General features: G+C 66.3%; 17 protein-coding genes. 13 read left to right on the top strand and 4 right to left on the bottom strand.

Annotation, left to right across the window (positions count from 1 at the left end):
- Positions 1 to 113 precede the first annotated feature (113 nt).
- Positions 114 to 842, top strand: coding sequence for an MmyB family transcriptional regulator (locus tag GPX89_RS17395; RefSeq protein ID WP_157388597.1), 729 nt, complete (start codon positions 114 to 116; stop codon positions 840 to 842).
- On the opposite strand, the gene GPX89_RS17390 is transcribed toward GPX89_RS17395, so the two are convergent.
- Positions 843 to 1,652: an alpha/beta fold hydrolase gene (locus GPX89_RS17390; RefSeq protein WP_157388596.1), complete on the bottom strand. Its 810-nt coding sequence runs from the start codon at positions 1,650 to 1,652 to the stop codon at positions 843 to 845.
- Positions 1,653 to 1,754: 102 nt separating this feature from the next.
- On the opposite strand from GPX89_RS17390, the gene GPX89_RS17385 reads away from it, so the two are divergent.
- Positions 1,755 to 2,411: a maleylpyruvate isomerase N-terminal domain-containing protein gene (locus GPX89_RS17385; RefSeq protein WP_328601933.1), complete on the top strand. Its 657-nt coding sequence runs from the start codon at positions 1,755 to 1,757 to the stop codon at positions 2,409 to 2,411.
- Positions 2,412 to 2,507: 96 nt separating this feature from the next.
- Positions 2,508 to 3,281: an LppU/SCO3897 family protein gene (locus GPX89_RS17380; RefSeq protein WP_157388595.1), complete on the top strand. Its 774-nt coding sequence runs from the start codon at positions 2,508 to 2,510 to the stop codon at positions 3,279 to 3,281.
- A 9-nt stretch (positions 3,282 to 3,290) separates the two neighbouring features.
- On the opposite strand, the gene GPX89_RS17375 is transcribed toward GPX89_RS17380, so the two are convergent.
- The 3 genes from GPX89_RS17375 to GPX89_RS17365 are packed head-to-tail and all read right to left on the bottom strand — an operon-like array spanning position 3,291 to position 4,528.
- Entirely contained in the window at positions 3,291 to 3,671 is a 381-nt protein-coding gene (locus GPX89_RS17375) for a type II toxin-antitoxin system VapC family toxin (protein WP_157388594.1), read from the bottom strand.
- Between the two features lie 28 nt (positions 3,672 to 3,699).
- Positions 3,700 to 3,954, bottom strand: a complete 255-nt coding sequence (locus GPX89_RS17370) for a type II toxin-antitoxin system Phd/YefM family antitoxin (RefSeq protein WP_157388593.1) — start codon at positions 3,952 to 3,954, stop codon at positions 3,700 to 3,702.
- A gap of 43 nt (positions 3,955 to 3,997) precedes the next feature.
- The gene (locus GPX89_RS17365; protein ID WP_157388592.1) at positions 3,998 to 4,528 is read right to left on the bottom strand and encodes a hypothetical protein; all 531 of its coding nucleotides are present in this window, start codon (positions 4,526 to 4,528) and stop codon (positions 3,998 to 4,000) included.
- Positions 4,529 to 4,759: 231 nt separating this feature from the next.
- Between GPX89_RS17365 and rpsH the strand changes: the two genes are divergently transcribed.
- From rpsH to GPX89_RS17315, 10 genes are all read left to right on the top strand, one after another.
- Positions 4,760 to 5,158, top strand: coding sequence for a 30S ribosomal protein S8 (gene rpsH, locus GPX89_RS17360; RefSeq protein ID WP_040804311.1), 399 nt, complete (start codon positions 4,760 to 4,762; stop codon positions 5,156 to 5,158).
- Positions 5,159 to 5,172: 14 nt separating this feature from the next.
- Positions 5,173 to 5,712, top strand: coding sequence for a 50S ribosomal protein L6 (rplF, locus tag GPX89_RS17355; protein ID WP_157388591.1), 540 nt, complete (start codon positions 5,173 to 5,175; stop codon positions 5,710 to 5,712).
- 3 nt (positions 5,713 to 5,715) lie between these two features.
- The gene (gene rplR / locus GPX89_RS17350) at positions 5,716 to 6,123 is read left to right on the top strand and encodes a 50S ribosomal protein L18 (protein WP_157388590.1); all 408 of its coding nucleotides are present in this window, start codon (positions 5,716 to 5,718) and stop codon (positions 6,121 to 6,123) included.
- A gap of 55 nt (positions 6,124 to 6,178) precedes the next feature.
- Positions 6,179 to 6,823 (top strand): 30S ribosomal protein S5, encoded by a 645-nt coding sequence (rpsE, locus tag GPX89_RS17345; protein ID WP_033087351.1) that lies wholly within the window; start codon positions 6,179 to 6,181, stop codon positions 6,821 to 6,823.
- A 2-nt stretch (positions 6,824 to 6,825) separates the two neighbouring features.
- On the top strand, positions 6,826 to 7,005 hold the full coding sequence (gene rpmD, locus GPX89_RS17340; RefSeq protein WP_157388589.1) for a 50S ribosomal protein L30: 180 nt from the start codon (positions 6,826 to 6,828) through the stop codon (positions 7,003 to 7,005).
- Positions 7,006 to 7,007: 2 nt separating this feature from the next.
- The gene (gene rplO, locus GPX89_RS17335; RefSeq protein WP_051177955.1) at positions 7,008 to 7,451 is read left to right on the top strand and encodes a 50S ribosomal protein L15; all 444 of its coding nucleotides are present in this window, start codon (positions 7,008 to 7,010) and stop codon (positions 7,449 to 7,451) included.
- 153 nt (positions 7,452 to 7,604) lie between these two features.
- Positions 7,605 to 8,924 (top strand): preprotein translocase subunit SecY, encoded by a 1,320-nt coding sequence (secY, locus tag GPX89_RS17330; protein ID WP_328601932.1) that lies wholly within the window; start codon positions 7,605 to 7,607, stop codon positions 8,922 to 8,924.
- A complete protein-coding gene (locus GPX89_RS17325; protein WP_328601931.1) occupies positions 8,921 to 9,466 on the top strand; it encodes an adenylate kinase in 546 nt (181 codons plus the stop codon). Before secY ends, GPX89_RS17325 begins: the two co-directional genes overlap by 4 nt.
- Positions 9,467 to 10,267 (top strand): type I methionyl aminopeptidase, encoded by an 801-nt coding sequence (gene map, locus GPX89_RS17320; protein WP_157388588.1) that lies wholly within the window; start codon positions 9,467 to 9,469, stop codon positions 10,265 to 10,267.
- Between the two features lie 163 nt (positions 10,268 to 10,430).
- Entirely contained in the window at positions 10,431 to 12,251 is a 1,821-nt protein-coding gene (locus GPX89_RS17315; RefSeq protein WP_157388587.1) for a serine/threonine-protein kinase, read from the top strand.
- The last annotated feature ends 45 nt before the right edge of the window (positions 12,252 to 12,296 follow it).

The following is a 12,296-nucleotide window of genomic DNA, read 5'->3' as shown; positions in this document are numbered from 1 at the left end:
AATGCGGTGTTCGCGCGAGCAAGATCTCGGGCTGTCCCAACCTGGTGGTAGCGTCTGGCGCTCTACCCCTGATTAGGGGGAGTTCGAATGTTCCGCCAGTGCAAGAGGTCTACATGCAGTTCGACGATGGGGTCGACGTCGAGATACCGACCATGGCCGCCTTCGTGAAACGACTGCGGCTGCGGCGCAAGTGGACTCAGCGGCAACTGTCCGAGCACGCCCACATCGGACTCGGTACCGTGCAGAAACTCGAGCAGGGCGACAAGGTCAGCGTGGGGGACCGGGCACTGACCGCCCTCGGCGACGCGATGTGCTTCGACGAGCACGAGCACGCGCACCTGCGGGCACTGGCCGGTCGGCCCGACTTCTCCCTGGGTGAGGCCGCCTCGGCCGCGGACATGGTGACGCTGCTCGACCGGCTCACGATCCCGGCGGCCTGGATGGGGGGCTGGGATTTCGGCGCCGCGAACGATCCCTTCCGCGCGCTGTTCCCGGGAATGGTGGAAGCGAAATCCATGCCGCACTGGATGTTCGGCGATCCGCGCGCCAAACTGGTGCTGCCGGACTGGCACTTCGACGCCCTGGTCATCGCGGGCGTGCTGCGCCACTATTGCGCGGTCGAGCCCGGCGGTCCCACCGGCGACATCGTCCGCGAGCTGGCCGCGACCAGTGGCGAGTTCCGCCGCATGTGGGCCTCCGGCGCCGTCTACGTCCGGCGCCCGGATGTCGAGCGCCGGGTCTGGTCGCCGAGCACCGGGACCATGAGAGTGGTTCGGGAATCGCGGATTCCGGCCGCCTCGGGCTGGCTGATCCTGTGTCTGCCGACCGATGGTGAGAACTGATCAGGCCGGGAGGCCGTCCAGGAATGCCCGGATCTCGGGAGTCACCAGTTCGGGGTGGGTGAGATTGCAGACGTGGGCGGCCGTCACCGCGGAGATGGTCTTCAATTCCGCCGGGCCGCCCAGCCCGTCGGCCAGCACCCGCAGATGTTCATGGGTGAAGGACTGGTCGCCGATTCCGCGCAGCAGCAGCGCGGGCGCGGTGATCTCCGCGAGCAGTGCCGTGATGTCCTCGCGATCGATGAGGCAGTGCGCGGCCTCCGCGAGCCGGGCGCGGTCGCCGGCCCGCCATTTCTCCACCCACGGCCGCTGATGGCGGTCGCGGTCGCCACCGATCATGACCGCGGCCATCGTCGGCGCGATGTCCTCGACCGGCACCGTCCCGCCGACCCAGCTCCGCACGACGGCCCGCTCGAAGCCTTCCCGCTCCTGCTCGGTGTAGGCGGCGCCGGTGGTCCCGATCAACACCAGCCCGCGGGTGCGACCAGGCTGCAGCAACGCCATCCGCAGCGCGGTGAACCCACCCTGTGACAGCCCGCCGACCACCACGCGATCCAGCCCGAGCGCATCGGCGACCCGCCAACCGTCCCACGCCGAATCCCAATAGGTGAACGGCCTTCCGACATCCTCGGTCCGCCCGTGCCCGCGCGCATCCACCGCGATCACCCGATACCGGTCGGCCAGCCCCTCCCACTGCGGAAGCCACATCTCGGCGTCCATGAAGAACCCGTGTCCCAGCAGCAATGCCGGACCGTCGGTTTCGCTGTCCAGAAAGTGGACCGTGCTGCCATCGTCCGTGGTCACATACGGCATCGGCCCGAACTCCCTTGCCATCGCATCCAACTCACGTACCGGACGGACACACTAGCCGACGATCGGCCGCCGTCCTCTGGTGAATCGGGTTAGGTTGGGGCGGTGGCTCTGTTCTCTCGATCGTGGACAGCATTGCGCGCGGCGGTTGCCGAGCTTCGGGACGAGGACTTCGCGCAGCCGTCGGGGTGTGCCGGGTGGCTGGTGCGGGATCTGGTGTGCCACCTGATCATTGACGCTCAGGACGTGCTGATCACCCTGGTGACGCCCGCCGACACGGAACCGACCCGCGACGCGGTGTCCTACTGGAACGTCACCGGCACACCGCCGACCGGCGACGACCCGCTCGACGCGCTGATCGTGCGGCTCGCCGCGGCCTACCAGCAGCCGGCACTGCTGCGGTTCCACCTCGACGACGTCGGCTCCGCGGCCGGTCGCGCCGCCGAACTCGCCGACCCCGCCCTGCGTGTCGAGACCCGCGACGAGGTCCTCACCGCGAGCGACTATCTCGGCGCATACGTCCTGGAATGGACCCTGCACCACCTCGACCTGATCGCGCACCTCCCGGGCCGATCCGAACCACCCGCCGAAGCCCTCGCCGAGTCGCGCCGAATGCTGGAGCAGATCGCGGGCACCACCTTCCCCGCATCGATGTCCGACAAGGACGCACTGCTGATCGGCACCGGCCGCCGTGCCCCGACCAGCGCAGAGCAGACCGAACTCGGCGACCTGGCAACGAGACTCCCGTTCGTCCTCGGCTGAACGGCCGTGCGCTGAGCCATTCGATTGGTCCTCGTCGCATGCGGCGCGCTACCGTGACGACTCGTCCGAAATGGGTGGTTACGGGGAGGGTTCGGGATGCGTTGGGCGGTTGCGGTTTCGGCGCTGTTGTTGGCGTTGTTCACCAGCGGGTGCGGGTTGATCGGATCCACCAGTGCTGTGCAGCAGGGTGATTGCCTGAAGAAGTCCGGGGATGACGGATTCGACAAGGTGTCGTGTTCCTCCTCGGACGCCGGATTCGTCGTGCTCGACCGGGCCGGAAGCGGGAAGGCGCACGAACGCTGCGTGGATGTCGCGGGCACCGAATACGTCTACAACGACAAGGGCAGCGGCTCGATCTGCGTCGGCGTCAAGGGCGCCGATCCCGCGCACGCCGCGAACGCGGCCCAGAAGGGCGACTGCCTCACCGACACCGCGGGCAGCACTGTCCAGAAGGTCGACTGCACCGACCGCACCGCGGTCTACCGGGTCCTGGCCCGCCCCGACGCCACCGAGTTCATGACGGACATGGCCTGCAACAACGTCACGGGTACGCAATCCACCTACAGCTACTTGCTGAAGGCCAAGAAGGGCATGGGCGCCTTCGGCACGGGCATCGTATTCTGCCTGATCGCAAAGGATTCCGACCCGACCCGCACCATCGACAACGCCAAACAGGGCGACTGCCTGCACAAGTCCGGCGCCAACGACCTCACCGTCACCTCCTGCACCAGCTCCGACGCCGACTACAAGCTGCTGGCCACGATGACGAGCGAAACCATGTGCACCAGCATCAAGGGCTCCATCGCCACCTTCGACTACCAACTCCCCGGCAGCATCCCCAAGGCCCTCTGCCTCGGCTCCGCCCACTGACGCGTGGTCTCACACCGGTACGACGGTCAGCAGCGGTTCCAACGCTTTGAAATCGTCGGCGTTGCGGGTGAACAACGGCAGGTCGTTTGCCGAGGCGATGGCAGCGATCATCAAGTCCATCTTCCGGGGCTTCGGGCTGCGGCCTGATGCGACAACGAGTTTCGCCATCGACGTGAACCGTCGAGCCGATGCGGTGCAGAACGGCAGTGCATCGAAGCCATGCTCGATCGCTAGTAGACGCTCCGTACGCAGGGCCAGCGCCTGGGGTGTGGTGGCGAGGGCTATCCCCAACCCGAGCTCGGCGAGCGTCACCGTGCTGATCCGCGGTCGCACAGGCAGTTCGGAGTCCTCGATGAGATCGATATCGATGAGAACGCAGGTGTCCAGCATGCCTTCGGGGAACCGTTCCGTGGATACCTCAGTCATCGAGGCGATCCTCCCCGAAAGCGGAATCGATCTCCGCGCGCTCTTCCTCGCCCGAGCCGTTGCGCCCGATGCGCGCGATCAGCGCTTTGAGTTCCGCGGTCGTCATTTCGCGGCGAGCGGATATCGGCTTCAGTTCGCCGACCGGTCGTCCGTTGCGGGTGATGACGAAGTCTTCTCCGGCCTCCAACGCATCCATCACGCCCGCACTTCCATTGCGCAGCTCGGCTTGGGTGATGGTTCGAGTCATGGGCCGAGTATAGCGTTTGATGCTATGTGATGCTATATCGACGTCAAGAGCAGGAGTCGAGGGCAGCGTTCTTGGCGGCGACGTAGCGGTCCTGGGCGGACGTGAAGTCGTCGTGGTTGCTGGTGCCCTGGCCGAGTTTGGTCATTTGGGTGCCGAATGCTGTTGCGGCTCGGGAGTATTCGGTCAGGGTGGATTTGAAGTCGGCGGGGAGGGAGGTGCCGACGAGGGCGTCGCTGACGTTCTTGCCCGCGGTGTCGAGGGCGGTGGCGGCATCGTTGATCGCGGGGAGGGCCTCGTCGCGGGATGCGTTCTGGTCGGCCTTCTGCGCGACGGCGTCGATCTTGAAGTTGGCGTCCAGCGCGCCGGCGAGGAACGCGCCGCAGACCGCGCCCTGGTCCGAGGCCGCGTGTGCGGCGGCCGCGGAACTGGAGACGCTCGCGACCGAGGATCGGTAGGCGGTGACGTCCGCCTCGTTGGCCACGCCCTGCCCGTCGATGGTGCTCGAGCAGGCCACCGCCGTGAGACCGGCGGTCACGGACGAGATGGCGAGAATCGTTCCGATGACACGTTTCACAGCTCCTCCTCGGCCCCCCGATTTGGTCGCTGATCTGCGGTTGTCTACACTAGACCGGTTGCTCGGGCACAGCTGTGTCCATACGTGGTCTCGCGTGTGGCGGTTGCTCCGGGCGCAAGTGCTCAATCCGGTCGGGCAACCCCGGCTGGACCGCCCCTATTTGTCGTAGGCCCACGACCGCCCTTTGACGGTGCTGAATGGGAACCGCGGCGAGAGAGGTAACGGTCGAACATGACCATGACCGATCCCATCGCAGACTTCTTGACCCGTCTGCGCAACGCCAACTCGGCGTACCACGATCAGGTGAAGGCTCCGCACTCGAAGCTCAAGGTGAACATCGCCGAGATCCTCAAGCGCGAGGGCTACATCGCCGACTACCGCGTCGAAGACGCCACCGTCGGCAAGAACCTGATCGTCGACCTGAAGTACGGCCCCTCGCGTGAGCGCTCCCTCCAGGGCGTCCGCCGCGTGTCGAAGCCGGGCCTCCGGGTTTACGCGAAGTCCACCAACCTGCCCAAGGTGCTCGGCGGCCTCGGCGTGGCGATTATCTCCACGTCCTCCGGTCTGCTCACTGACCGTCAGGCCAAGCAGCAGGGCGTGGGCGGCGAAGTCCTCGCCTACGTCTGGTAAGGGAGGTAGGAACAATGTCGCGTATCGGTAAGAAGCCGATCCCGGTTCCCGCCGGCGTCGAGGTGACCATCGACGGCCAGAACATCACCGTGAAGGGTTCCAAGGGCACCCTGTCGCACGTGGTGGCCGAGCCGATCACCGTCACCCGCGCGGAGTCCGGTGAGCTCGAGGTCGTTCGCCCGAACGACGAGCGTCAGAACCGCTCGCTGCACGGCCTGACCCGCACCCTGATCAGCAACATGATCGAGGGCGTCACCAAGGGTTACGAGAAGAAGATGGAAATCTTCGGCGTCGGTTACCGCGTGGCCGCCAAGGGCTCGAACCTCGAGTTCGCCCTGGGCTACAGCCATCCGGTTCCGGTCGACGCCCCCGAGGGCATCACCTTCGCGGTGGAGTCCCCGACCAAGTTCTCGGTGTCCGGCATCGACAAGCAGAAGGTCGGCCAGATCGCCGCGGTGATCCACGGCCTGCGTAAGCCCGACCCGTACAAGGGCAAGGGCATCCGCTACGCCGGCGAGGTCGTTCGCCGCAAGGTCGGAAAGACGGGTAAGTAAGCCATGGCACAAACCGAAAAGCAGAAGGCCGCCCGCAAGCCGGTCGGTAAGGACATCTCGACCACTCGTCGTCTGTCGAAGACGCGTCGTCATTTCCGTCTGCGCAAGAAGGTCGTCGGCACCACCGAGCGTCCGCGCCTGGTGGTCAACCGCTCCTCGCGCCACCTGCACGCCCAGCTGATCGACGACTCCGTCGGCAAGACCATTGCCGCCGCGTCGTCCATCGAGGCCGATGTGCGTGCGCTCGAGGGTGACAAGTCCGCCAAGGGCGCCAAGGTCGGCGAGCTCATCGCCGCCCGCGCCAAGGCCGCCGGCGTCGAGGCGGTCGTGTTCGACCGTGGTGGTCACGACTACCACGGCCGTATCGCGGCTCTCGCCGATGCCGCCCGTGAAGGTGGGCTGAAGTTCTGATGATCAACACTGCGCACATTGCAGGCACCGCCTGCGCGAACGAAGGGAACGTCTGATGCCGGGACGTCAGCGGCGTGACGGCGGAAACAACGGTCCCGCCGGACAGAATGGTGGCAACAACGACCGCGATCAGCGTGGTGGCGGCCGTGGCCGTCGCGACGACAATCGCCGGGACAATGCCGCCGAGAAGAACCAGCTCGAGCGCGTCGTCGCGATCAACCGCGTCTCCAAGGTCGTGAAGGGTGGTCGTCGCTTCAGCTTCACCGCCCTCGTGATCGTCGGTGACGGCAACGGTCTGGTCGGCGTCGGCTACGGCAAGGCCAAGGAAGTTCCCGCGGCCATCCAGAAGGGCGTCGAAGAGGCTCGCAAGAACTTCTTCCGCGTTCCGATGATCGGCTCCACCGTGACCCACCCGGTTCAGGGTGAGGCCGCGGCCGGTGTCGTCATGCTGCGTCCGGCTTCGCCCGGTACCGGTGTGATCGCCGGTGGCGCCTGCCGTGCCGTGCTCGAATGCGCCGGCATCCATGATGTTCTGGCCAAGTCGCTCGGTAGCGACAACGCCATCAACGTCGTGCACGCCACCGTTGCGGCTCTGAAGATGCTGCAGCGTCCCGAAGAGGTCGCGGCCCGTCGTGGCCTGCCCCTCGAGGACGTCGCCCCGGCCGGCATGCTGCGTGCGCGCGCGGGACAGGGAGTCTAGATATGGCACAGCTGAAAGTGACCCAGGTCAAGTCCAGCATCGGCGCCAAGGCGAATCAGCGGGATTCGCTGCGCACCCTCGGGCTGCGCGGCATCCGCAAGGTCGTGGTGCGTGAGGACAACGCGCAGAACCGCGGCCTGATCAACGTCGTGCGCCACCTCGTGGAAGTTGAGGAGGTCTAAGCATGACCATCAAGTTGCACCACCTGCGTCCTGCCCCCGGCGCCAAGACCGAGAAGACCCGCGTGGGTCGCGGTGAGGGTTCCAAGGGCAAGACCGCGGGCCGCGGTACCAAGGGTACGAAGGCTCGCAAGAATGTCCCGGTCCGCTTCGAGGGCGGTCAGATGCCGATTCACATGCGTCTGCCCAAGCTCAAGGGCTTCACCAACCCGTTCCGCACCGAGTACCAGGTCGTGAACGTCGGTGACATCGCTCGGGTGTTCCCCGAGGGCGGCACCATCGGCAAGGCCGAGCTGGTCGCCAAGGGCCTCGTTCGCAAGAACGAGCTCGTGAAGGTGCTCGCCGAGGGCGAAATCGCTGTGGCCGTGCAGGTTTCGGCGGACAAGTTCTCCGGCTCCGCCAAGGAGAAGATCGTCGCGGCCGGTGGCACCGCCACCGAGCTGGCCTGACGGTAACCTGAAGTAGCAATGGCACCGGGCGAGTCGCGAGCTCGCCCGGTGTCGCTGTTAGAGTTCAAGTGTTGTCTGCCAACACCGTCATGGTTCTCGGCGTTCTCATCGCTGAATCCGTGGCCTGACCTATGTCGTTAGCCAGGAGGATCTGTGCTTTCCGCCTTCGTGTCGGCTTTCCGGACCCCGGACTTACGGCGGAAGATTCTCTTCACGCTGGGACTGATCGCGCTCTACCGGCTCGGTGCGTCGCTGCCCTCGCCGGGCGTCAGTTACAAGAACGTTCAAGAGTGCGTCAAGATCGTCAACGGCGGTGATTCCGCCGGTATCTATCAGCTCATCAACCTCTTCTCGGGTGGTGCGCTGCTGCAGCTTTCGGTGTTCGCGATCGGCATCATGCCGTACATCACGGCGAGCATCATTATTCAGCTGCTGACCGTTGTCATTCCGCGGTTCGAGGAACTCCGCAAGGAGGGCCAGTCGGGTCAGAACAAGATGACCCAGTACACGCGATATCTGTCCATCGCGCTGGCCGTGCTGCAGTCGACCGGTCTGGTCGCGCTCGCCTCCCGCGGACAGCTGCTTCGCGGCTGCCCCAAAGCAATTCTCGACGACACCTCGATCTTCGGCATGATCATCATCGTGCTGGTCATGACCGCGGGCGCGGCCCTGGTCATGTGGTTCGGCGAGCAGATCACCGAGCGCGGCATCGGTAACGGCATGTCGCTGTTGATCTTCGCGGGTATCGCCGCCCGTATCCCCTCCGAGGGCAAGCAGATCTACGACAGCCGCGGCTGGATCACCACCGCTCTGGTCGGTGCCGCCGCCGTCGTGGTCATCGTCGGCGTGATCTTCGTCGAGCAGGGCCAGCGCCGGATTCCGGTGCAGTACGCCAAGCGTGTGGTCGGTCGCAAGATGTACGGCGGGTCCTCGACGTATCTGCCGTTGAAGGTGAACCAGGCCGGTGTCATCCCGGTCATCTTCGCCTCGTCGCTGTTGTATCTGCCGAACCTGTTGGCGCAGTTGACCCAGAAGTCCTCGGGGAACCCGGCCAAGTGGCAGGAGTTGATCCAGAAGTATCTGGTCAATCCGTCCAACCCGGTCTACGTGGGCATCTACTTCGCGTTGATCGTGTTCTTCACCTACTTCTATGTCGCGATCACCTTCAACCCGGAGGAGCGCGCGGACGAGATGAAGAAGTTCGGCGGCTTCATCCCCGGTTACCGTCCGGGCAAGCCGACCGCGGACTACTTGAACTATGTCTTGAGCCGGATCACCCTCCCCGGCTCCATTTACCTCGGTGCTGTCGCTGTTCTGCCGAACCTGCTCCTCGGGATCGGGGCCTCGGGCGGTATGACGAACCTGCCGTTCGGTGGTACCGCGGTGCTGATTGTTGTGAGCGTCGGCCTCGATACCGTGAAACAGATCGAGAGCCAGTTGATGAACCGAAACTACGAAGGGTTCCTGAAGTGAGACTCGTACTGCTCGGACCGCCCGGTGCCGGGAAAGGCACCCAGGCCGAACTGTTGTCGGAAAAGCTCGGTGTTCCGCACATCTCCACCGGGAACCTCTTCCGCACCAACATCGCGGAGCAGACGCCGCTGGGCCGTGAGGCGCAGCAGTACCTCGACGCCGGCAACCTGGTGCCCTCGGACGTGACCAACCGCATGGTCGAGGCGCGCATCGCCGAGCCGGACGCTGTCAACGGCTTCATCCTGGACGGCTACCCGCGCACCGTGGATCAGGCCGAGGCGCTGGAGAAGATGCTCAAGGAGTCGGGCCAGGCGCTCGACGCCGTGCTGTCCTTCGTGGTCGACGAGGACGTGGTGGTCGAGCGCATGCTGGCCCGCGGCCGCGGCGACGACACCGAAGAGGTCATCCGCAACCGCATGCGCGTCTACCGCGAGGAGACCGAGCCGCTGCTCGAGCACTACGACGGACAGGTTGTCTCGGTCGAGGGCGTCGGCGAGATCGACGAGGTCAACGCGCGTGCGCTGAAGGCGCTGGGTCGCTGAATGGTCTTCGGCCGAAAGAGCAAGCGGGTGGTGCCCTTCCGCACCGCCGGTGAATTGGACGCCATGGCGGCGGCTGGCGCAATCGTCGGTCGCGCGCTGGTGGCCGTGCGGGCCGCCGCCAAGCCCGGGGTCTCGACCCTGGAGCTGGACGAGGTGGCCGAGTCGGTGATCCGTGAGGCCGGGGCGATTCCGTCGTTCAAGGGCTACCACGGGTTCCCGGGTTCGATCTGCTCGTCGGTGAACGACCGTGTGGTGCACGGCATCCCGTCCAAGACCGACGTGCTGGCCGAGGGCGACCTGGTCTCCATCGACTGCGGCGCGATTCTCGAAGGCTGGCACGGCGATTCGGCGTGGACCTTCGGTGTCGGCACCATCATCGAGGCGGACCGCCTGCTGTCGGAGGCGACCAAGCTCTCGATGGAGGCCGGCATCGCCGCCATGCTCCCCGGCAACCGCCTCTCCGACGTCTCGCACGCCATCGAGCAGGGCACCTACGCCGCCGAGAAGGAGCACGGCCGCAAATACGGCATCGTCTCCGGCTACGGCGGCCACGCCATCGGGCGTGAGATGCACATGGACCCGTTCCTGCCCAACGAGGGCGCTCCCGGCAAGGGCCCCGAACTGCGCGTCGGCTCGGTGCTCGCCATCGAGCCCATGCTGACCCTCGGCACCACGGAAACCCATGAGCTGGACGACCATTGGACCGTCGTCACCGACGACGGGTCCCGCGCCGCCCACTGGGAGCACACGGTCGCCGTCACCGAAGACGGCCCGCGCATCCTGACGCTGCGCCCGGAGTAGCCTCCGCGCAACACTTTCCGCACCCGCTCCAGCGCCGCTGGGGCGGGTGCGGTCGTTTGTCCGATTGGCGCGGTTTGGGGGGTGTCGCTACGGTTGGCCGCGGACGGGAGTTTGCTTGGAGGGGGAATCGCCGATGGAATCGAACGCGCCATCGGGAGCCGGAGTGCCGGAACGGTTTCGGATCACCGGGGCGTCGGGTGATGTCTACAGCATCGATGGTGCGACCGTCAGCGGCGCGTACGGGAGTTCCTGGCTGCACGAGTGCCGGGATCAGGCTGGGCGGGCACGGCTGTTTCGCGAGTTCGGGACGCCGCTGACCGATCCCGGTGATCTCGATCGCGTCGGCAAGGTGACCGCTACCGGGCGGGGGATCGTGCTGGGCGCGGAGCAGGCGGCGGTGCCGGTGCCGGTGCCGATCAGCTGGCCGATCGATCAGGTGTGGCGGGACGGTGCTCTGGCCGGGGTGATTCTGCCCGCGGTATCCGATGAGTTCGCGCGTGCCGACGGAATACCGCAGACGCTCGACCAGCTGATCGCGGCCGACAGCGCGGTCGAGACGGAAACCCGTGTGGCGGTGGCGATCCGGTTCTGCGAGCTCTTCGAGATGCTCGAGCGGAACGAGTTGGTGCACGGGGATATCGCGCCCCACAACCTGCTCTGGTCACGCAGCGGCGTCTATCTGCGGGGTGGGGACGGCCTGCGCTCGGCGCAGGCGGATCCGGTCCGGCAGCGGATCGCCGATGGATGGGGTGATCCCCGAGTGCATTTCGGCGCGATCGCCGGGCACGATCGGTACAGCGACCGACTCGGGGTCGCGTTGCTCGTGTACCGAACGCTGTTGCTCGAAGCGAATCTGCCCGCGCTCGTGAACGGGCGGTGGTTCATGCGGTCCGAGCTGCCGTCCGGATTGGATGCGGGTCTGCTCGCGCTGATCGAGCGGGCCTTCGACAACCCGTCGGCCACCGAGGCGCGTCCCGCGGCGGGTGAGTGGCGTGCGGCCTTGGTGGCCGCGTTCCGTGCGGAGGACGGGGTAACCGATCGCCGGGATGCGTTGTCCGCCATCGGTATGCGTACTCGGCCGGTCGTCGAATCGCCGTCGCCGGTGGGCGAACCGGCGGGTCGGCCGGTGATGACACCGGTGGAGGAGCCGGCGGCGATTGCGACCGAGCCTGCTTGGAGCGCCGGTGCCTCGGTTCCTCCGACTCCGCCACCGCCCGGCGCCGGGCTCTTTCCCGTGAGACCGCCGGAACCGCAACGCATGTCGGGTGGGCCGGCGGCCGCGCTGGTGGCGGGCGCGGTCGTCGCGATCGTCCTGATCGTGCTGGGCGTGCGTGCCATGCGGCATTCCGATCACGGCGACGCGTCGTCGACCTCGACGTACTCGCCCTACACCTACACCAGCACCTCGTACTCCTACTCTCCGCCCACCCCCACCACACCCGCGTTCAACTGGGCGTCCCTGGACTCGGCGGCCACCGACAAGACCCCGTTCACCGGGAGCGCGCTACTGCCGCAATCCTTCCGGGACGGCAAGAACGTGAATTACACCCTGCGCTCGAGCGGCGTCATGGACTGCATCACCGCGGACATGTCCTCGAACGTGAAATCGATTCTGCGGAGCTACAACTGCGGCCAGCAGGTGGCGGGCTCCTACGTCGACGACTCCAACCAGATCATGGTCTCGGTGAACGTCCTGGCGTTCAACACGACCGCCGACGCGGACCAGATGTACGCCACCATGAAGGGCCAGACCCAGGATTGGGCGATCTGGTGCCCACACGACGGCGCGGGCGCCGAGGTCTGCAACAACAATCCCTCCCGCGCCCGCCGCACCGGTTACAGCGCCCATCAGTCCCGCTACGTCTTCGAGACGACCGCGCTGTACATCAACCTGAGCCGCGACGCGAGCACCGACGACTGGACCGATCCCGCCGCAAAGGCCGCCGCGGACAAGGCCGGCCCGGAAAACTACTGGCACAAATGACAATCGACGCACGACCCGGTGAATCGGGTCGAGTCCGCCGCTCTC

Origin of the sequence: Nocardia terrae (assembly GCF_009760405.1) — a bacterium.
Taxonomy (GTDB): domain Bacteria; phylum Actinomycetota; class Actinomycetes; order Mycobacteriales; family Mycobacteriaceae; genus Nocardia; species Nocardia terrae.
This window is presented reverse-complemented; position numbering and strand designations above follow the sequence as displayed.

Coding starts and splice junctions, on each gene's coding strand:
- GPX89_RS17395 (WP_157388597.1), top strand. CDS start 114: ATGCAGTTCGACGATGGGGTCGACGTCGAGATACCGACCATGGCCGCC.
- GPX89_RS17390 (WP_157388596.1), bottom strand. CDS start 1,652: ATGCCGTATGTGACCACGGACGATGGCAGCACGGTCCACTTTCTGGAC.
- GPX89_RS17380 (WP_157388595.1), top strand. CDS start 2,508: ATGCGTTGGGCGGTTGCGGTTTCGGCGCTGTTGTTGGCGTTGTTCACC.
- GPX89_RS17375 (WP_157388594.1), bottom strand. CDS start 3,671: ATGCTGGACACCTGCGTTCTCATCGATATCGATCTCATCGAGGACTCC.
- GPX89_RS17370 (WP_157388593.1), bottom strand. CDS start 3,954: ATGACTCGAACCATCACCCAAGCCGAGCTGCGCAATGGAAGTGCGGGC.
- rpsH (WP_040804311.1), top strand. CDS start 4,760: ATGACCATGACCGATCCCATCGCAGACTTCTTGACCCGTCTGCGCAAC.
- rplF (WP_157388591.1), top strand. CDS start 5,173: ATGTCGCGTATCGGTAAGAAGCCGATCCCGGTTCCCGCCGGCGTCGAG.
- rplR (WP_157388590.1), top strand. CDS start 5,716: ATGGCACAAACCGAAAAGCAGAAGGCCGCCCGCAAGCCGGTCGGTAAG.
- rpsE (WP_033087351.1), top strand. CDS start 6,179: ATGCCGGGACGTCAGCGGCGTGACGGCGGAAACAACGGTCCCGCCGGA.
- rpmD (WP_157388589.1), top strand. CDS start 6,826: ATGGCACAGCTGAAAGTGACCCAGGTCAAGTCCAGCATCGGCGCCAAG.
- rplO (WP_051177955.1), top strand. CDS start 7,008: ATGACCATCAAGTTGCACCACCTGCGTCCTGCCCCCGGCGCCAAGACC.
- map (WP_157388588.1), top strand. CDS start 9,467: ATGGTCTTCGGCCGAAAGAGCAAGCGGGTGGTGCCCTTCCGCACCGCC.